Source organism: Bradyrhizobium sp. CCBAU 51745 (assembly GCF_028128715.1).
Taxonomy (GTDB): domain Bacteria; phylum Pseudomonadota; class Alphaproteobacteria; order Rhizobiales; family Xanthobacteraceae; genus Bradyrhizobium; species Bradyrhizobium manausense.
Genome location: NZ_LBJP01000091.1, coordinates 46,325 through 64,798, shown reverse-complemented (window position 1 = coordinate 64,798; position 18,474 = coordinate 46,325). Strand labels below are relative to the sequence as shown.

At 64.1% G+C, this 18,474-nt stretch carries 18 protein-coding genes and 1 pseudogene; 5 read left to right on the top strand and 14 right to left on the bottom strand.

Going from position 1 to position 18,474, the window contains the following annotated elements; translation table 11 throughout:
- Positions 1-12: 12 nt before the first annotated feature.
- The 7 genes and pseudogenes from XH98_RS33165 to XH98_RS33135 form a co-directional block, all read right to left on the bottom strand.
- Entirely contained in the window at positions 13-771 is a 759-nt protein-coding gene (locus XH98_RS33165) for a sulfite exporter TauE/SafE family protein (RefSeq protein WP_271603265.1), read from the bottom strand.
- Positions 772-1,193: 422 nt separating this feature from the next.
- Positions 1,194-1,697, bottom strand: a complete 504-nt coding sequence (locus XH98_RS33160; RefSeq protein WP_271621091.1) for a methyltransferase family protein — start codon at positions 1,695-1,697, stop codon at positions 1,194-1,196.
- 277 nt (positions 1,698-1,974) lie between these two features.
- A pseudogene (locus tag XH98_RS33155) lies at positions 1,975-2,406 on the bottom strand (RNA polymerase sigma factor); the annotation flags it as partial.
- 119 nt (positions 2,407-2,525) lie between these two features.
- The gene (locus tag XH98_RS33150) at positions 2,526-2,732 is read right to left on the bottom strand and encodes a YgaP family membrane protein (protein ID WP_271621090.1); all 207 of its coding nucleotides are present in this window, start codon (positions 2,730-2,732) and stop codon (positions 2,526-2,528) included.
- Between the two features lie 419 nt (positions 2,733-3,151).
- Positions 3,152-4,243, bottom strand: coding sequence for a TRAP transporter substrate-binding protein (locus tag XH98_RS33145; protein WP_057758482.1), 1,092 nt, complete (start codon positions 4,241-4,243; stop codon positions 3,152-3,154).
- Positions 4,244-4,437: 194 nt separating this feature from the next.
- Positions 4,438-5,580 (bottom strand): Mrp/NBP35 family ATP-binding protein, encoded by a 1,143-nt coding sequence (locus XH98_RS33140; RefSeq protein WP_271621089.1) that lies wholly within the window; start codon positions 5,578-5,580, stop codon positions 4,438-4,440.
- 54 nt (positions 5,581-5,634) lie between these two features.
- Entirely contained in the window at positions 5,635-6,072 is a 438-nt protein-coding gene (locus tag XH98_RS33135; RefSeq protein WP_271621088.1) for a VOC family protein, read from the bottom strand.
- A 134-nt stretch (positions 6,073-6,206) separates the two neighbouring features.
- On the opposite strand from XH98_RS33135, the gene XH98_RS33130 reads away from it, so the two are divergent.
- The 5 genes from XH98_RS33130 to XH98_RS33110 all read left to right on the top strand — a co-directional run bounded on the left by XH98_RS33130 (position 6,207) and on the right by XH98_RS33110 (position 10,993).
- The gene (locus XH98_RS33130) at positions 6,207-7,139 is read left to right on the top strand and encodes an NAD(P)-dependent oxidoreductase (RefSeq protein WP_271621229.1); all 933 of its coding nucleotides are present in this window, start codon (positions 6,207-6,209) and stop codon (positions 7,137-7,139) included.
- Positions 7,140-7,151: 12 nt separating this feature from the next.
- Complete coding sequence (gene nhaD, locus XH98_RS33125) at positions 7,152-8,429, top strand: sodium:proton antiporter NhaD (RefSeq protein ID WP_271603272.1); 1,278 nt, start codon at positions 7,152-7,154, stop codon at positions 8,427-8,429.
- Positions 8,430-8,565: 136 nt separating this feature from the next.
- Positions 8,566-10,161, top strand: a complete 1,596-nt coding sequence (locus tag XH98_RS33120) for a sensor histidine kinase (protein ID WP_271603273.1) — start codon at positions 8,566-8,568, stop codon at positions 10,159-10,161.
- Positions 10,162-10,206: 45 nt separating this feature from the next.
- A complete protein-coding gene (locus tag XH98_RS33115) occupies positions 10,207-10,410 on the top strand; it encodes a DUF1289 domain-containing protein (RefSeq protein WP_057758492.1) in 204 nt (67 codons plus the stop codon).
- A gap of 28 nt (positions 10,411-10,438) precedes the next feature.
- Positions 10,439-10,993, top strand: a complete 555-nt coding sequence (locus XH98_RS33110) for a TIGR02281 family clan AA aspartic protease (protein ID WP_271603274.1) — start codon at positions 10,439-10,441, stop codon at positions 10,991-10,993.
- 3 nt (positions 10,994-10,996) lie between these two features.
- Here the strand turns inward: XH98_RS33110 and dusA are convergent, their stop codons facing one another.
- From dusA to XH98_RS33075, 7 genes are all read right to left on the bottom strand, one after another.
- Positions 10,997-11,992: a tRNA dihydrouridine(20/20a) synthase DusA gene (gene dusA, locus XH98_RS33105; protein ID WP_271621087.1), complete on the bottom strand. Its 996-nt coding sequence runs from the start codon at positions 11,990-11,992 to the stop codon at positions 10,997-10,999.
- A gap of 147 nt (positions 11,993-12,139) precedes the next feature.
- The gene (locus XH98_RS33100; protein WP_271621086.1) at positions 12,140-13,462 is read right to left on the bottom strand and encodes an NAD(P)/FAD-dependent oxidoreductase; all 1,323 of its coding nucleotides are present in this window, start codon (positions 13,460-13,462) and stop codon (positions 12,140-12,142) included.
- A 53-nt stretch (positions 13,463-13,515) separates the two neighbouring features.
- Entirely contained in the window at positions 13,516-13,734 is a 219-nt protein-coding gene (locus tag XH98_RS33095) for a hypothetical protein (protein WP_271603277.1), read from the bottom strand.
- Entirely contained in the window at positions 13,731-15,194 is a 1,464-nt protein-coding gene (locus tag XH98_RS33090; RefSeq protein WP_271621085.1) for an aldehyde dehydrogenase family protein, read from the bottom strand. Before XH98_RS33090 ends, XH98_RS33095 begins: the two co-directional genes overlap by 4 nt.
- A 22-nt stretch (positions 15,195-15,216) precedes the next feature.
- Positions 15,217-16,407, bottom strand: a complete 1,191-nt coding sequence (locus XH98_RS33085) for an alanine racemase (protein WP_271621084.1) — start codon at positions 16,405-16,407, stop codon at positions 15,217-15,219.
- Between the two features lie 12 nt (positions 16,408-16,419).
- Positions 16,420-17,292 (bottom strand): GNAT family N-acetyltransferase, encoded by an 873-nt coding sequence (locus XH98_RS33080; RefSeq protein WP_271603280.1) that lies wholly within the window; start codon positions 17,290-17,292, stop codon positions 16,420-16,422.
- A 290-nt stretch (positions 17,293-17,582) separates the two neighbouring features.
- The gene (locus tag XH98_RS33075) at positions 17,583-18,461 is read right to left on the bottom strand and encodes an ABC transporter permease (protein ID WP_220001814.1); all 879 of its coding nucleotides are present in this window, start codon (positions 18,459-18,461) and stop codon (positions 17,583-17,585) included.
- Positions 18,462-18,474 lie beyond the last annotated feature (13 nt).

Sequence of the window (18,474 nt, the reverse complement as noted above, 5' to 3'; positions counted from 1 at the left end):
CGGTGCGGCCGCTCAGGCGAGATAGCCGGACACACCGTCCCACAGCAGCTTCAGCGCCGTGACGACCAGCAGCCCGTAGCAAGCGCGGAAGACCTGCTGCTGGTCCAGCCGTCCGTGCAGGCGCCAGCCGAGCCAGACCCCGGCGGGAATGGCGAATAGACAGATCGCCATCACGATCCATTCGTTGCCGCTGGGACGCGTCAGCAGCAGCCATGGCACCGCCTTGGTGGCATTGCCGACGGTGAAGAACAGGCTGGTCGTTCCGGCATAGACCTCCTTGCTGAGGCCGAGCGGCAACAGATACATCGCCAGCGGCGGTCCGCCGGAATGCGCGACCATGGTCGTGACACCCGAGGCGAGACCGGCTGCGATCGCCTTCGGCGTCGAACGCGGCGCAATGGTCACCTTGGGATCGCCGAAGAACCACAGGCCGACGAAAATCAACGTCACGACCGCCATCACGATCGCGACGGCGCGGTGGTCCAGCACGCGAAACAAGAGATAGCCAAGACCGATGCCGATCACGAGCCCGGGCAATAGCAGCACCAGGTCCGGCTTCGACCAGGTCGACGGCTTCCAGTAGCGCAGCGCAAACAGGTCCATCGCGATGAACAGCGGCGCGAGCAGGCCGCCGGCGGTCACCGGGTCCATCACAAAGGACAGCAGCGGAATGCCGACGATGGAAAAGCCGCCGCCGAATGCGCCCTTCATGAAGCAGATCAGGAACACGCCTGAGAAGGCGATGAGGATGGTGGTGAGCGTCAGATCCATGCTCGTCTCCGGCACCACCTGACAATCCGCTGCCCTATGAAGCCTTCCGGCGTGGTGTGTCCTCACTCCGGAAAAACAGGCGTGGCAGCGCTGAAGGCACGCCGAACGACAATCCGATGAAGGCGAGAAACAGGTCGAAATAACTGGGGTGCATGGTCGTGGCTCCGTGCTCCCGGTAAAACCCGGTGCAATCTGATGATTGCCCTTAATATGATCCGACCTATATCTCAGGACAATAATTACATTGATCTCGGTGCAATTTGACGGGGCGGACAAACCTATTGTGGCTCCCGTTGAATCCTGGGGAGGAGGCCCGATCTCACGGCAACGTCATCGTGCCCCTGGGCGCGGCCCTGAGCTTCCCAGGACCGCGCTCCAAGCGCCGCGGCTCTACCTGCTTGATACTGCCAGTAGTCATTCCCTCAAGTGTTTGAGCATGGCGGCAACCGCGGAATCCAGCGCGGCACACTCGTCTGAAAGTTCTCATACTCCGTGCCGAATGTTTGCTTCAGCGTCGGTTCTTCGATCATCACCACCCAGACATGAAAGAAAAGCCAGAGCAGCGCGCCGTACCAGAGGAGACGCCAATCCCCAAACAAAAGGGCCTGCCCAAAAACGACAGCGACGACCGCGATGTAGATCGGATTGCGCACGTAGCGATAAAGGCCGGTCACGACGAGCTTCTGTGGCGGCGCGATCGGAGCGGGCGTCCCCAGCCCCTCCAGTGCAAAACGGGCAAATGAATCCAGAATTCCGGGCACTCCGGCGATAATCAATGCAACGCCAACAATGCGGATTAGATCGACGCCGAGAAAAGCAGGCCCAAACTCCCAGCGGGTCATCGACCACGGGATCAGCCCTGCGAGCACACACGGCGCAACCAGGAAGAATAGTGCAGAGCCCAAGACAGCACTCACCCTTTGCATGGTGATCCCCTGATGCTTTCGCTGGCGGCACACTTTCCTGAAAGAGCATCCGTTGGTTCGCGACGGCCCTGCGCAAGCGTCTCGACCAGGCCCACAGTCCAGCACATCGGGCATCCGCGTAACGCGATGAGAGCGGCAACGCCCGCGCCCAGGGCTAGCCAGGGGTGCGCGGTCTGATGGACGATAGCCCAAGCGAGCAGTGCCGCCGCAGCTGCGCCGCGCATCAGGTGTGCGCCCAGGAAAGCGCTGCCGAACATGCCAACTCCACGAAGATAATTCATGTGCTCTCTCGTCCGCTGTCCTTTGTGTCGAGCAGATACTCGCGCACCAATGTGCGGGCGCGGCGCAGGCGGCTCTTGGCCGCTTCGCGCGTCACGCCGAGCCGCCGGGCGATTTCGCCAATCGTCAGATCTTCGAGATCGCGCAGCAGCAGCACTTCGCGATGCGACGGCGAAAGCGACTCGATCGCGTCGACCAGGTCTATGCGCAACTCGTCCGGTGGGACCTTTGCGATCTCGCGCGACTCCTCGGGGCTGGCCAGCTCCTCGACTCCGCGCATCAGCATCAGCGCCGGCAGCATGCAAAGGCGCGCAATGACGGTCAGCAGCCAGCCCGCGAGTGCGGCTGGAGTGCGGATCGTGCCCACGCGCCGGTACACGACGATGAGTGCCTCTTGCACCACGTCTTCGATCAGCGAGGCGCGGTAGCAAAGGCGCCGGGCCTAGCGTCGAATGTCCGGCTGCAGCACCACCAACAGCTGTGTGAGCGCATGCCGGTCGCCCGACTGTGCCGCGAGCAAGAGATCGTCTGATACGCGCGCCAAGGCGGTCACTCCTCCAGTGGCTCGCGCCCGGCGACGGCGCAAGCAGGACAATAGCCGAACACGCCAGTAACCAGCGTCACCATACCCGCACCGCTGAGCAGTAGCCCGAGGGGCGAAGCGTGCAGCGCAACCACTCCGCAGATGAGCATCAAGCCACCGCCGATCAGCCTGGCTGCGCGCCCCCGCTCGCCAACGTTCTTCCTGTACCACATGGTTCTGTGCTCCGGTTCGTGACACGCCGCTATGGCGTCCTCATCCAGACAAGAGGGGGCAAACCCGGCGCCGGGGTCGCGGCCCAGAAAATAATTTTTGAGGGGGTGCGAGCTTCGGCAGGCAGGCGTGGCCGTCGGCCGCAGCCCCCGGGCCATCTTCAGGTGGTCTGGCTGTCGTACCTCTATGAGCCGACTTGAGCCACGCGCGAATTTCGGATTATTCGATTATCGCTTTATGCCACTGTTTTGCCCGACGGGTCAAGCCCGGCACCCATCCACTCGTCACCCTAACGCCCACCCCGCCTCTACTGTGCATGGGGTTGTTTTGCGGATTTCGAATGCAGCTGTGACCTCACCCACGAAAAAGCCCGGCCTCGCGAACGAGGCCGGGCCATTCGATCCGACAGACTGGTCGAGGATCAGCCGCGGGTGCGCGAGCGGATCATGAAGCTGTCGTAGGTGTACTCGGCGACCTGCCACCACAGATATTCGTCGGAGCGGTACGCCTGCATCGCGTCGATCGACTTCTTGAAGTCGGCGTTCTTGGCCGACAGCTCGGCCCACAGCTCGTTGGTCGCCTTGAGGCAGGCTTCCAGCACTTCGTTGGTGAAGGGACGCAGCTGCGTGCCGCCGGCGACCAGTCGCTTCAGCGCCGCCGGGTTCTGCATGTCGTAGCGCGCGGCCATCCAGCTGTTGGCGTTGGCCGCCGCGTTGGTGAGGATCGCCTGGTAGTTCTTCGGCAGCGAATTCCACTTGTCGAGGTTGGTGAAGGCGTGGACCATCGGACCACCCTCCCAGAAGCCCGGATAGTAATAGTACTTGGCGACCTTGGCGAAGCCGAGCTTTTCGTCATCATAGGGGCCGACCCATTCGGCGGCGTCGATGGTGCCCTTCTCCAGCGCCGGATAGATGTCGCCGCCGGCGAGCTGCTGCGGCACCACGCCGACCTTCTGGAGCACCTGGCCGGCGATGCCGCCGATGCGGAACTTCAGGCCGGAGAGGTCCGCAACGGTCTTGATCTCCTTGCGAAACCAGCCGCCCATCTGGGTGCCGGTGTTGCCGCAGGCGAAGCCGATCACATTCGACTTCTTGAAGAACTCGTTGCCGAGCTCGGCGCCGCCGCCCTGGTACCACCAGGAGTTCTGCTGGCGCGCGTTGAGGCCGAACGGCACCGAGGCGTAGATCGCCCAGGTCGGGTCCTTGCCGACATAGTAGTAGGAGACGGTGTGGCACATCTCGACCGTGCCGTTCGAGGTCGCATCGAGCGCCTGCAGGCCGGGGACGACTTCGCCGGCCGCGAATACCTGGATCTGGAACTTGTTGTCGGTCATCTCGGCGACGTACTTCGCCAGCTGCTCACCACCGCCATAGATGGTGTCGAGCGACTTCGGGAAGCTCGACGTCATGCGCCACTTGATCTCGGGCGAGGACTGCGCAATCGCCGGCGAGGCCACCGCGGCTGACGCCGCCGCGCCTGCTGCCGACACTTTCAGAAAATCACGACGCTTCATTTTCAGGTCTCTCCTTGCTGGGGCGTGTCCCCGAACTTCCTCTTTGCTGCCACTCGTTCCTTCGACACGGATTTGAGCCGCATCGAACCGAAGGGGCTTTGCTGCCGTGGCGTTTAACACGGAAGCCCTTGCCACGGAACGCGACATTGGCATGACGGGGGGCGACGAAAGTCGCATGTCCCCAGACATCAGGCTCAGGCTGCGGAAATCGCGCCCTTGAGCTGGTCCCGGACCTGTCCCGCAATGGCGCGATAGATCGCCGCATGCGGGCCACCAGGTTCGCTGTCCACGACGGGATTGCCGGCATCGGACGTGGCGCGAATCGACATGTGCAGCGGGATCTCGCCGAGGAACGGTACCCCGAGCTTCTCGGCCTCGTGGCGCGCGCCGCCATGGCCGAAGATGTCGGATTTCGTGCCGCAATGCGGGCACTGGAAGTAGCTCATGTTCTCGACGATGCCGAGCACGGGCACGTTGACCTTCTTGAACATGGCCAGCCCACGCCGCGCGTCGATCAGCGACAGGTCCTGCGGGGTCGAGACGATCACGGCGCCCTTCAGAGGCACGTTCTGCGCCAGCGTGAGCTGGGCATCGCCTGTGCCCGGCGGCATGTCGACGACGAGCACGTCGAGCGTGCCCCATGCGACATCGCGCAGCATCTGCGTCACCGCCGACATCACCATCGGCCCGCGCCAGATCATCGCGGTCTCTTCCTCGACCAGGAAGCCGATCGACATGATGGCGAGGCCGAAGCGCCGCAGCGGAATCATCTTGCGCTCGCCATTCAGCTCCGGCTTCTCGTGCAGGCCGGTCAGCCGCGGCACCGAGGGGCCGTAGATGTCGGCATCGAGCAGCCCGACCTTGAGGCCGAGGTCACGCAAGCCGAGCGCCAGATTGAGGGCGGTGGTCGACTTGCCGACGCCGCCCTTGCCCGAGGCGACCGCGATTACGGCGGCGACGCCCGGAATTTCCGACTGCCGCGCCATCGGCGATTGGGCGCCGCCCTGTGGCGGCGGCTTGTGGGCGTGGACCGGCTGCACGCCTGGTGTGCCACGGCTCGGCTGCGGGGGTGGCGGCGGCGTGCTGCCAGGCTTGCGCTCGGCTGTGAGGGCGACCATGACGGTGGTGACGTCGGGGATGGCGCGCACGGCGGCCTCGGCCTCGGCCCGGACGGATTCCCAGGCCCGCGCCTCGGCGGCATCGACGTTGATCGAGAAGAACACCTTGCCATCGGACGCGCTGATCGCGCTCAGCACATTGGCATTGGTGAGCGCGACCCCGCGGGGCGACTTGATCTTGGCGAGGCTGTCGAGGACCTGTTGCTGCGTCACGCTCAAAGCGCATCTCCTGGAAGTTCAAGATGCCCCATTAGAGCGGAAACGGCCAAAAGGCTACTGCCTGCCGATATCGTCAGCCATCTCCTTGGGCGCGGCCCCCTGCTCCAGGGCCGCCTCGTAATTGAGCTCGATCATGACCCCGTTGGGGTCATGGACGAAGATCTGCCAGAGCTCGCCGCCGGGCACCTGGCGGGAGTCGAATTTCATGCCCTTGGCAGCGAGGCGCTGCTTCATGCCGTCGAAGCCCCGGCTGACGAAGGCGACGTGGTGGACCACGCCGGAATCCGGCTTTTGCGGCTCGGAGGTCGGGGAAATATCGACGAGGTGCACGACCGGCTTGCCCTCGCTGTACATCCAGGCCCCGGGGAAGGCGAAATTCGGTCGGGGTCCTTTTTCGAGGCCCAGCACGTCCTCGTAGAAGCGTACCGTGTCGGCCAGATGCCGGGTCCGAATATTGAAATGATCGAGGACGCCAACGCTCACGCTGCCCATGCCTTTGCTCCCTTTTTTTATGCAGGTCCTTGAGGCCCGCCATCCTAGCACAGGAGGCCGCCAAACGAAGCCGTTGCCCTCCGCCCCTAACGGTTTATGGTGCGCCCGTTCCCCCCTCAGGCGGAACCTTAGGGATCCTCGGCTGGCGCCCCTCGCCCGGCTGCAACCGTAAAACTCAAGCTACGGACACACATATGGCTAAAGTCGCTTTCCTCGGTCTCGGCGTGATGGGTTTCCCCATGGCCGGACACCTCGTGAAAAAAGGGGGCCATGAGGTCACCGTCTACAACCGCACCGCGGCCAAGGCGAAGGAGTGGGCGGACAAGTTCGGCGGCAAGACGGCACCGACCCCGAAGGCTGCCGCCGAGGGCCAGGATTTCGTGATGTGCTGCGTCGGCAATGACAACGATCTGCGCGCCGTCACGATCGGCCCCGACGGCGCATTCGCCGGCATGAAGAAGGGCGCGACCTTCGTCGATCACACCACCGCCTCAGCAGAAGTCGCGCGCGAGCTCGACGCGGCGGCGACCAAGGCCGGCTTCAAGTTCATCGACGCGCCCGTCTCCGGCGGCCAGGCCGGCGCCGAGAACGGCGTGCTGACGGTGATGTGCGGCGGCGCGCAGGATGCCTATGCCGGCGCCGAGCCGATCATCACGGGCGCCTATGCACGGATGTGCAAGCTGCTCGGGCCCGCCGGAAGCGGCCAGCTGACCAAGATGGTCAACCAGATCTGCATCGGCGGCCTTGTGCAGGGCCTGTCGGAAGGTATCCACTTCGCCAAGAAGAGCGGCCTCGACGTCGCGGCCGTGATCGAGACCATCTCCAAGGGCGCGGCGCAGTCCTGGCAGATGGAGAACCGCTACAAGACCATGAACGAGGGCAAGTACGATTTCGGCTTCGCGGTCGAATGGATGCGCAAGGATCTCTCGATCGCGCTCGCCGAAGCCCGCCGCAACGGCGCCAGCCTGCCGGTCACCGCGCTGGTCGACCAATTCTACGCCGAGGTCGAGAAGATGGGCGGCAAGCGCTGGGATACGTCGAGCCTGCTCGCGCGCCTCAATCGCTGACCTGATACTGCCTTGCTGACCGCGATCGCAGCAATCTTCGTCGTGACCTATGCGGCGATCGCGCTCGAGCATCCCCTCGGGATCAGCAAGACCGCGACCGCGCTTCTCGGCGCGGGTCTGCTCTGGACCATCTACGCGGTCACGATCAGGGATCACGCGCTGGTCAGTCATCAGCTCGACGAGTCCGTCGCGGCTACCGCGCAGATCGTGTTCTTCCTGATCGGAGCGATGACGATCGTCGAGGTGGTCGACGCCCATGACGGCTTCGAGGTCATCACCTCCCGCATCAACACGACGAGCCAGGTCACGCTGGTATGGGTGGTCGGCTTCGTCTCCTTTGTCCTGAGCGCGATCCTGGACAATCTGACGACCACCATCGTCATGATCTCGCTCATCCAGCGCCTGATCGCCCGGCGCGACGACCGCTTGCTATTCGCCTCCCTCATCGTCATTGCGGCGAATGCCGGCGGCGCATGGACCGTGATCGGCGACGTCACCACCACCATGCTGTGGATCGGCGGCCAGATCACGCCGTTGAAGATCATGCGCGCGCTGTTCCTGCCCGCGCTGGTCAATCTGCTCGTGCCGCTCACCTTCATCAGCCTGTCGCTCAGGGGCAAGACCATCGCGGCGCCGCAATCGGAGGATGGAGTGCTCGCCGTTGACCGGTTCGAACGTAACCTGATGTTCTATCTCGGGCTCGGCGTGCTGATTGCGGTGCCGGCCTTCAAGACGCTCACGCATCTGCCGCCCTTCATGGGCGTGCTGATCGGCCTCGGTATCGTCTGGCTGGTCGGCGAGGTCCTTCACCGCAACAAGGATGAGCACGTGCGCCAGCCCCTCTCGCTCGGGCATGCGCTGACCCGGATCGACATGGGCTCGATTGTGTTCTTCACGGGCATTCTGCTCGCGGTCGCCTGCCTCGAACACGCCGGCCTCCTGACGATGCTGGCCAGATGGCTGGAGGCGACGATCGGCCGCCAGGACGTCATCGTCGTCGTGCTTGGCCTGTTCAGCGCCATCATCGACAACGTGCCGCTGGTCGCGGCGACCATGGGCATGTACGACCTCGGCCACTACCCGACGGACAGCTTCCTCTGGGAGTTCATCGCCTATTGCGCCGGCACCGGTGGCTCGATCCTGATCATCGGCTCGGCGGCGGGCGTTGCCGCGATGGGGCTGGAGCGGATCGAGTTCCTCTGGTACGCCCGACGCATCGCGGGCGCGGCGCTTGCGGGCTATCTGGCTGGCGCCGTGGTCTATGTCGCGCAGCATGCGTGGCTGCACTGAGCGGCGGCCCGATCCAAATTTAACGCCTCGTTAACGTAATTCTTTAGCTCCTTAAGTCACCTCTTAAGGATTTCTTGCCAGAGATAGACAATGCAGAAGGCGCGCGTCCGACGCGGGCAGGAATCGTTGTTGCTTGATGAGTAACCCCGCTGAAAAGCCTGAGGTAGTGCAGCTTCCGGCCGCGCCGGTCAGCGCTCCATCAGCGAGCAGCCGAAGGGCTGCGTCGCAGCGGGTCCGCGAGGCACGCGATAAGTTAACGTCGACCAGCGGAACCCGGCCGGCCTTCGACGCCGAGCTGTTGCGCCAATATGCCCAGACGCGGCTATCGGCATCCTATGTCGTAATGCTGCTGGTGGTCGCGACCGGTGTGCTGTTCGGACTGTGGATGCAGCCGATCCCCGCCGCCGCCTGGACCGCCGGCATGATCTGCCTTCACGCGGCGATGATCCGCAGCTGCCGCCGCTTCCTGGCAGAGCCTGCCTCGCCGGCGGCAACGCGGGCCTGGCGGACACGTTTCGTCGTGCTCGACCTGCTCTATGGCCTGTGCTGGATGGCGATCCTGATCCATCCCGTGCTCGACATGGTCACGGAAACGCTGATGATGTTCCTGATGCTGCTGGTGATCGCAGTGTCGAGCATGCTGGCCGCCAATCTGCCGATCGCAGCCCTCGCCGCCACCGCGCCTGTTGCGGTCGCCATGGCGCTGAGCTTTGCGATGACCGGCTCGCTGGACAATTACATCCTGGCCGCGCTCGCGCTCGCGGCCGAAGGCTATTTCGTGTTGCTGGCGCATCGTCTTCACTCATCGACCTTCGCGACGCTGGAGGCGCGGGCCGAGAAGGACGCGTTGATCGGCGAGCTCGAACAGGCCAAGGCGATCTCGGACGAGGCGCGGCACCGCGCCGAATCCGCCAACGTGGCGAAATCGCGCTTCCTGGCGCAGATGAGCCATGAGCTGCGCACGCCGCTCAACGCCATCCTCGGCTTCTCCGAGGTGATGAAAAGCGAGATCTTTGGTGCGCATGCGGTGCCGGTCTACAAGGAATATTCCGCCGACATCCACAATTCGGGCGTGCATCTGCTCAACCTCATCAACGAGATCCTCGATTTGTCGCGGATCGAGGCCGGCCGCTACGAATTGAACGAGGAAGCGGTGTCGCTGGTCGGCATCGTCGCCGACTGCCATCATCTCATGAAACTGCGCGCCTCGAGCCGAGGCATCACCATCCACGAAGTGTTCGAGCAGGCGATGCCGCGGCTCTGGGCCGACGAGCGCGCGATCCGCCAAGTCGTGCTCAATCTGCTTTCGAACTCGATCAAGTTCACCCCGCAGGGCGGCGAAATCTGGCTGAAGGCCGGCTGGACCGCCTCGGGAGGCCAGTACCTCTCGGTCAGGGATTCCGGCTCCGGCATCCCCGAGGACGAGATCCCGGTCGTGCTCGCCTCGTTCGGCCAGGGCTCCAACTCGATCAAATCGGCCGAACAGGGCGCGGGCCTCGGCCTGCCCATCGCCAAAAACCTGATCGATCTGCATGGCGGCACCTTCACGCTGAAGTCGAAACTGCGCATCGGCACCGAGGTGATTGTCACCTTCCCACCGGAGCGCGTGATGAGCGCGCTGGCGCCGCTGTCGGAGGATTCGCCGCCACTGCAGCCGGACAATTCCACCGTTCCCGACGAGAAGCGCCGGCCGCGCCACAGACCGATTATGAGCGCAGGCACGGGCTCGTAAAACACATGCTTGCCGACATGCCCGATATTCCTTCACTATGTCCGTATGAGCAAAGAAACTCCGTGCGTCGCCGTCTGCATGATCGATCCCAAAACCAAGCTGTGCTTCGGCTGCGGCCGGACCTTGCCGGAGATCGCGCGCTGGCACGCCATGGAGAGCGTCGAACGGCTCGCCGTCATGGCGCTGTTGCCGGCGCGCATGGCGGACGCTGGCCTTTTGCCGATCGCGGGATTGCCGAAACGCGCCTGACGGGCGTCCGGGCCATCGGAGGCGTGCAATGATCCGCCTCCTGCTCGTTCTCATCCTGCTGGCAGGAACCGCGGGCGCTGTCGTCGCCTATGGCGATCCCGACCGGATCGCGCGCGCAAGCCACACGGTCTCACACATTTTCCGCGCGCAGACCGCGATGCCCGCCCCCGCCGTGCAGATCCAGCGCGGTCAGGGTGGAGAATTTGCGCTGCGCGCCAAGATCAACGGCGTCGCCGCGCCGATGGTGATCGACACCGGCGCCACCTCCGTGGTGCTGACCTGGGAGACCGCAAAGGCGATCGGCCTGCCACTCGAGATGCTCGAATACGACGTCGACCTCGAAACGGCCGGCGGCCACACCAAGGCAGCCCGGCTGACGCTCGATCGTCTCGCCGTCGGCCAACTCGTCGAGAAATCGGTGCCGGCCCTCGTTGTGCCGCGCGGGCAGATGAAGACCAATTTGCTCGGCATGAGCTTCCTCGATCGCCTCGAGAGCTGGGGCGTGCGCTCCGACACGCTGATGCTCACCGGCTATCCGGAGCTGCAAAGTAGCCATCGCCGCGCCCGCACGGCAGTGGATTGAGGACTAGGCTGCCGCCTCGGCCGGCGCGCGTGCCCCAACACGCGCGATCGCATCGCGCAGCACATCAACCCCAGCTCCCGGCCTGACGCCCTGTTCGGCAAGATGGCGACGGAAGGCCCGCGCGCCGGGCACTGCGTGGAAGGCGCCGACGAAATGCCGCGTGATGGCGTGCAGGCGCGTACCGCGTGCGAGCTGCGCCTCGATATAAGGCATCATCGCCTCGAACGCGTCCTGCATCGTCGCATGCGGCGCAACTTCGCCGAAGATGTCGCTATCGACGGCGAGCAGCCGCCACGGCTCCTGATAGGCGGCCCGGCCGAGCATCACGCCATCGACATGCGCAAGATGCGCTTTCGCCTCCTCAATACCGAGAACGCCGCCATTGATGATAACAGGCACATCCGGCATCGCGCGCTTGAGCCGATAGACACGATCATAATCGAGCGGCGGGATGTCACGGTTTTCCTTCGGCGACAGACCGTTCAGCCACGCTTTTCGCGCATGTACGATCAGCGCGTCGCTGCCTGCAGCCACGACGGCGCGCGCCAGCGTATCCAGCGCGACTTCGGGATCCTGGTCATCGATGCCGATGCGGCACTTCACCGTAACGGGAACGGAGACCGCGCCCTTCATCGCGTCGACACATCTCGCGACGAGCTCCGGTTCCGCCATCAGGCAGGCACCGAAGCGACCATCCTTTACGCGGTCGGACGGACAGCCGACATTGAGATTGATCTCGTCATAGCCGAACTGTTCGCCGATCCGCGCAGCTTTCGCGAGCTCACCAGGATCCGATCCGCCAAGCTGAAGCGCGACCGGGTGCTCCACCGCGTCAAAGCCGAGCAGCCGCTCCCGATCGCCATGAATGATAGCGCCGGTGGTCAGCATCTCCGTGTACAGCAGCGCCCGCTGAGTCAGATGGCGGTGGAACACCCGGCAATGCCGGTCGGTCCAATCCATCATCGGAGCCACGGAAAAGAGATAGCTTTGCGATTTCAAAAACTTACACCCTACTCCAATCGGCTAGGCCATGAAAAGCGGGCTTACGCCGCTGACCATTCGAAGCGCGCATATCCTTTGCCTGAACGCACTTCCGGTTCAACTGGAATAAAGAGGCCGCGATCTGTTCCATCAGCGGCCCGATCGTCAGATGGCGGCGATGTCCAGCTTCGAGCCGTCGACCAAACGCGAGAGCCGGAACGGTGTGGGATCGACGCAAGGCGTGTCGTTAACGACAAGCTCTGCGGCCAGATAGCCCAGCCCCGGGCCCAAACCGAAGCCGTGACCCGAGCAGCCCGCCGCGAGGACGAGGCCTTGCACCCCGTCCACCTGCGACACCACAGGAACTGCATCCGGCGTGCAATCGACGAAGCCGCCCCAGGCGCTATTGATCTTGATTTCGCCGAGTTGGGGGAAGGTTTTCCGGACACTCTCCACCACTTGGCTCACCAGCCATTTCAAGGGCGGAGGATCCAGCACGCGATTCTGCTCGAAGATCCTGTTGTCGTTGGTCAGCAGCGCCGCCATTGAATCCGGCCCCGAAACGAACGATTGGCCGACGCCGAGCCTGACGTTCTTCAGGCGACGCATGAACTGCGGCATGAATTCCCGGCTATACCGGATAGCCTGAGGCGTGATTTCGAGGTTCGCCTTGCCGCTGATCGCAAGCGTATAGCTGCCGTCCAGTCGGCGCGTGATCGTGCAGTAGGGAGTGGAGACCGCCTCGCCTATGTTGATTGTCGGGGTAGAGCGCAGCGCGGTCTGACGGATGCTCGCTTGAGGGAAACTGATCCCGAGCGGCCGAAGGAGGCGCGAGGACCAGGCGCCGGCCGCGCACAGCACCGCGCTGGTTCTGATATAGCCCTTCTCCGTCTGCACGCCCACGATCCTGCCATTGGCCAAGTCGAGCGCCCGCGCGGCGCATCCCTGGTGGATTGTGGCGCCCAGAGTTCTGGCCCCGTCGGCGATACCAGGCGCGGCAAGCGCAGGTTCGGCCTTGCCGTCCCGAGCCGAATAGGTCCCGCCGACCCATTTGTCGCGCGCTTCGGGGACGCGCTCGGCCACCTCCGCCCGGCTCAGCACGCGGGTGTCGACGTCGTACTCCCTGGCGACCTCGCGCCACCTTTCCCAGCCGGCGAGCACGGCCTCGTCGTGGGTCGCATAGACGAGACCGCAGCGTCGAAATCCGAGGTCCCGATTGATATCGCGCGTGAGCTCGTCCCACAGCCGCATGGAGATCACCGAGAGCGGCAATTCGCGGCGATCGCGGTTCTGCTGACGGCACCAACCCCAGTTTCGGCTCGATTGTTCACAGGCGACGTGGCCCTTCTCGAGGAGCGCCACGGAGAGGCCGCGCTTCGCCAGGTAATAGGCGGCCGTAGAGCCGAGGATGCCGCCGCCGACAATGACGATTTCGGCCTCGGCTGGGAGACGCTCATCGCTGTGAATGCGCTCGACGTAGGGCGACATGTTTCAACGAACCTCGGCTGCCGGGAATGCGGAAGCAAAATCCCGATCAGCCTTCATCGCATCAGGCGCGCGATAGAATGTGCTGAAATCATCTCGGACTTCGCAAGATGTACGGGTTTTTGACCGCTTGATCGAACGATGCTGCTCAAGCCCCGGCCGAGTCCCAATTCGGCGAAGGGCGGCGCGACCTGTTCGTCCGTTGGATTGCGCATGTAGCCCTCGGAAATTCCCCCGATCTCAATCGATTGCCCCGGTAGATCGCTCGCCTTCATCGATAAAATCCGAGGACGGCCTTGGTCTCCAGATACTCCTCCATGCCCTCAAGGCCGTATTCCCGGCCGTTGCCAGAGCGCTTGTAGCCGCCGAAAGGTGCGTTGGGGTCCCAGTCGGGATGGTTGAGATGCACTTGGCCCGACTGGATTTGACGGGCGACTGCGCGCGCCGTCTCCATGTCAGCGCCTTGTACATGGGCGCCGAGGCCGTAGACGGTGTCGTTGGCGATCGCGATCGCTTCGTCCACCGAGTCGTAGGGAATGATCGCCAGCACCGGGCCGAAGATCTCCTCCTGCGCGATCCTCATGTCGCGATGGACGTCCGAGAAGATGGTCGGTCGCGCATACAAGCCAGTCTGAAGGTCCTCAGGCCGCCCCGGCCCGCCTATGACGAGCTTGGCGCCTTCCTTCAGACCGACATCGATCATGGTCTGCACGCGCTCGAACTGCGGCCGGTTAGCAATCGGACCATGAGTCGTGCTTTCCGCAAGGGGATCGCCGACAACCAGTTCTGAAGCAGCCGCGGCCGCCAAGGTCTCGACCCCTTCCATGTGTGAGCGAGGCACGAGCATGCGGGTCGGTGCGCTGCAGGATTGACCGAGATTGCGGAAGGCGGCGCCGACGCCGAGCGGAACAGCGCGGCTGAGATCGGCGTCCGGCAAGATGATATTCGGCGACTTGCCGCCGAGCTCCTGGGCAACGCGCTTGACGGTGGGCGCTGCCGCTTGCGCGACGAGAACGCCAGCGCGCGTCGAGCCGGTAATCGAGATCATGTCCACCTGCGGATGCGACGCCAGACGAGCGCCCACGATCGGACCTGTTCCATTGACGAGGTTGAAGACGCCGGGCGGACAACCGGCATCGCCCATCACCTCGGCGAATAGCAAAGCGCTCAGGGGCGACAATTCGCTCGGCTTCAACACCACCGTGCAACCGGCCGCTAGCGCCGGGCCGACCTTGGCTGTGATCTGGTAGAGAGGCCAATTCCAGGGGGTGATGAGACCGCAGACCCCAATCGCCTCTCGCATGATCGCGGTGCTGCCGCGTGGGGTGACGAACGGATAGTTCGCGAGATTGTCGCGTGCGACACGGATATGTTCGGCAGCCAGCGGCACCTGGGCTCGGCGCGCATAGGTGATGGCAGCTCCCATCTCGCACGTCAGCGCCTGCGCGAACAGTTCCAGCCGCTCAAGGAGCAAGGCGTGAATCCGGTCGAGCAGCGCCGCCCTGTCAGTAGGCGGTGTCATGGACCAGCCGGAGAAGGCTCGCCTGGCGGCTGAGATGGCACAGTCCACGTCATCGTCATCGCCGAGCGCGACGTCAGCGATCGGCTGCTCCGTCGCCGGATTGACGACGGTTGCTGCTGCCGCGACTGATCCGATCGGCTTCCGCCATTCTCCGTCGATGTAGAATTTTCCGAGGAAGCCGGCTTCCGTCAGATGTCGAAGGGGCGAGGTCATTGGAAGCAATCCTTTCGACGGCCTACCAGCCGCCCATCCGGAGCCATCGCGCTTCGATCGCGTCGCTGCCGGCGGAGACGACGTTGTACAATTCGTGTTGCGACGCCGTTGCACAGGCGTGATTGGGCAGGATGCGGACCTTCGCGCCGACCGGAAGATTGGGCAAAGCGTGCGCCGACCCGGGCCTGATGGCGAGGATCCCGTGCTCCTGGCTCGCTTGCGAAACGATCAGGTCGGGATAGATCCTGCCGGCCGCATCGCAGACCAGACCGTATCCCTGGTCGACCCGCTGCGCCGCGGTGCCGCGGTCGCGCGACAGCGCCATCCACCCCGCATCGACCAAAATCCAGCCCTTCTCGGGCTTCGTGCCGATCACGGTGGCGAGCACCGAGATGGCGATGTCGTCGGTGGTGCAGACGCCGACACCGTGCATGACCAGATCGAAGAACATGTAGACGCCGCAGCGCATTTCCGTGACGCCGGTCAAGTCTTCGGCGAAATGGGCGGTGGGCGTGGAGCCGACGCTCACGACAGGGCATTCATGCTCCGCCGCGCGCAATGTCGTTGCGGCGGCGACGGCCACGGCCCTTTCGTTCTCCGCAGCCGCGACAAGGGCCGCGGGCGTGCTGAGGCCGTAGGATTCGCCGGCATGCGTGAGAATGCCGGCGATCTTGACGCCTGCCTCGGCGAGCGCCGCCGCGACGGCGATGAGCTTGGAATCGGTCGCCGTCAGCCCGCCGCGGTGACCGTCGCAGTCGATCTCGATGAAGGCGGATGGTGTCACACCAACGATACGACCGGCTGCGCCAAGCATGGCCGCCTGCTCCGGCGAATCGAGCAGCACCTTGAGGTCGACGCCTGCTTTCCGCAGGCGCATTGCTCTGTCGGCGGTGTGAGGAGAAAGTCCCACGGCATAGGTGATATCCCGGAATCCATGCTGCGCGAAATACTCCGCCTCCGCCAAGGTTGAGACAGTGATTGGTCCCGCCCCCGATGGATAGACGCGTTGGGCGACGTCAATGGATTTCGCCGTCTTCATATGGGGACGCAGCACGACGCCTTGCCCTGCCATACGAGAGGACAGGCGCACGAGATTGCGGTCCAGGCGGTCCTTGTCGAGCAGGAGAGCCGGTGTTGCCAACGCACCGACCGTTGCGACCGTCTCGCCCGGACCGGCATCTGGGATATCAGTTCTGTCCTCGACGCGCAGCATCCCGATGTCCCCTTATCCGAATGACTGGTTGGCGAGCCCGAACATGCGGGCCGGTCCAGTCCATGGAGCCGGTGTCCCCAGCACCATGGTGGTGGCATCACTGACCCGTTGCAGCCCGATGCTTTCGAGCCATTCCCCGAGTTGCGAGGAGGCCGGAGTATCGATCCGGACGAAGACAGGACCGAGCCGCGCGATCGCGAATTCGATCAGCGCGCGTGCATCGGTCGGGCTTTCGGCCACCACGGGGCCGATGACGTGCCCGCGGCCGAAAAGACGAGAGATGGCGTAGCCGCAAAGCATGCCGTCGCGCAGCAGGACATAACAGTCACCGCTATCGAACAGCCGATTCAGCAACTGCCGCCGCTCCAACCCCGTAGCAATGCGGTCGAGCCGCGCGATCGCTCCGAACTCCGATGCGGCCATCGGCCTGAGGAGGCCAGGTCGCGGCGTCTCGTGGCTTGGGCGTGGAATTCCCTGATGCTGATGGATGATCCCGGTCGGCACAAAGCCGCGGCGGCGATAAAGCGTGACGCCTTCGGCGGTCGAGTTCAGCGAGATGATCCGCGGGCGCGCGGACGTCAGCAACGCATCCATCAGCCGCGCCCCATAGCCGCGGCCCTGAGCGGCCTTCGCGACGATGATCATGCCGGCGGACGCATGCGTCTCGCCGTACGGCCACCACGCCGCGGTGCCGATCACCGTCCCACCGCGCTGCAGAACAAAGCCATAGCCCAACTGCAGCGCAACGTCCCAATCCTCGATCCGGTAGGGCCAGGACATCTCCTGCGAGAGCTTCAGGGCGCCTTCCAGATGCGATCTGGAGAAAGGAAGCAGGGCCACGTCCGCATTGTCGCGACCTTCGGCCTGGTATGCTGCGGTTGTCATATTGAGTCGACGTCTCTTGCGGGGTTTGCCGGCTAATCGCCAATGCCTGATAGCGTGAGGCCACCTCATGATCCCCGCGCAGTTCGCAGCGTAACTTGGGTCCGACGGCATTACGCCGCCGGGCGGGCGCAAAGTTCGGCATAGAATTTCATTGATGATGCGGCAACAGGATCAATCTGCTGCCATCGGCGGTGAGGCGTCCCACCAATAGGGCGTCGCCTTCTCGTCAACTCTCGGCGCGTGCATGGCGTTTGCGTCTCGTATGATCAGCCGTGGCTCGGCTCGACGTATCAAATGTGGTCGTCGCGAACGTCGAGGGCATCTCGCAGACCGTCGCCGATGAAGTTGAAGCTCGTCACCGCAATCGTAATTGCGGCACCGGGAATGATCGCGAGCCATGGAGCGCTCGCCAGATATTGCTGGGCGCCGTTGAGCATGTTGCCCCAGCTCGGCAGCGGCGGCTGGATGCCGTAGCCGAGGAAGCTGATATAGGCTTCCAGCAGAATCGCGCGGGCGACCGCCAGGCTTGCGGCCACGATGATGGGACCCATGGCATTGGGCAAGATCTCGCGGAACATGATATGCTTCCCGCTGAGCCCCACCATGCGTGCAGCCTGGACAAACTCGCGCTCGCGCAGCGAACGGACTTCGGCCTCGACGATCCTGGCAGTTTCCATCCAGCTCGTGACGGCAATGATGACGGTGATCATGACGGGACTCGGCCGCAGCGTCGCGGCCAGCGCCAGGACGAGGAAGATCGAGGGATAGGACAGGAAGCCGTCCACGGTACGCATCAGCGCCACCCCGACCCAGCCACCGCGATAGCCGGCCGTCACGCCGACCAAGGTGCCGATCAGCGTTGACAGCAACATCGCGGAGAAACCCACCAGCAGCGAGATGCGCCCGGCCATCAAGAGCCGTGCGGCCAGGTCACGTCCCAAGGGGTCGGTGCCCAAATAGTGCTGACCGCTGAGAGGTGGAGCAAAGCGCGCGCGCAGGTCGATCTGGAGGGTATCGTAAGGCAAGGCATAGGGACCGAGGACGCACGCCAGCACGAGCAGGCTGATCATCGCGATCCCAACGAGCGCCAGATGATGACGCGTGAAGCGGGACACCGCACGGCTGTGCCACCAGCGAGTCGGAGTAGCGGGCGCGGCGATGACGGTCATATCTGCTGCCTCC

Coding starts and splice junctions, on each gene's coding strand:
- XH98_RS33100 (WP_271621086.1), bottom strand. CDS start 13,462: ATGTCGCCCTACGTCGAGCGCATTCACAGCGATGAGCGTCTCCCAGCC.
- XH98_RS33120 (WP_271603273.1), top strand. CDS start 8,566: ATGAGTAACCCCGCTGAAAAGCCTGAGGTAGTGCAGCTTCCGGCCGCG.
- XH98_RS33090 (WP_271621085.1), bottom strand. CDS start 15,194: ATGACCTCGCCCCTTCGACATCTGACGGAAGCCGGCTTCCTCGGAAAA.
- XH98_RS33160 (WP_271621091.1), bottom strand. CDS start 1,697: ATGCAAAGGGTGAGTGCTGTCTTGGGCTCTGCACTATTCTTCCTGGTT.
- XH98_RS33080 (WP_271603280.1), bottom strand. CDS start 17,292: ATGACAACCGCAGCATACCAGGCCGAAGGTCGCGACAATGCGGACGTG.
- XH98_RS33165 (WP_271603265.1), bottom strand. CDS start 771: ATGGATCTGACGCTCACCACCATCCTCATCGCCTTCTCAGGCGTGTTC.
- XH98_RS33095 (WP_271603277.1), bottom strand. CDS start 13,734: ATGAAGGCGAGCGATCTACCGGGGCAATCGATTGAGATCGGGGGAATT.
- XH98_RS33150 (WP_271621090.1), bottom strand. CDS start 2,732: ATGTGGTACAGGAAGAACGTTGGCGAGCGGGGGCGCGCAGCCAGGCTG.
- XH98_RS33110 (WP_271603274.1), top strand. CDS start 10,439: ATGATCCGCCTCCTGCTCGTTCTCATCCTGCTGGCAGGAACCGCGGGC.
- XH98_RS33085 (WP_271621084.1), bottom strand. CDS start 16,407: ATGCTGCGCGTCGAGGACAGAACTGATATCCCAGATGCCGGTCCGGGC.
- XH98_RS33145 (WP_057758482.1), bottom strand. CDS start 4,243: ATGAAGCGTCGTGATTTTCTGAAAGTGTCGGCAGCAGGCGCGGCGGCG.
- XH98_RS33075 (WP_220001814.1), bottom strand. CDS start 18,461: ATGACCGTCATCGCCGCGCCCGCTACTCCGACTCGCTGGTGGCACAGC.
- XH98_RS33135 (WP_271621088.1), bottom strand. CDS start 6,072: ATGGGCAGCGTGAGCGTTGGCGTCCTCGATCATTTCAATATTCGGACC.
- XH98_RS33115 (WP_057758492.1), top strand. CDS start 10,207: ATGAGCAAAGAAACTCCGTGCGTCGCCGTCTGCATGATCGATCCCAAA.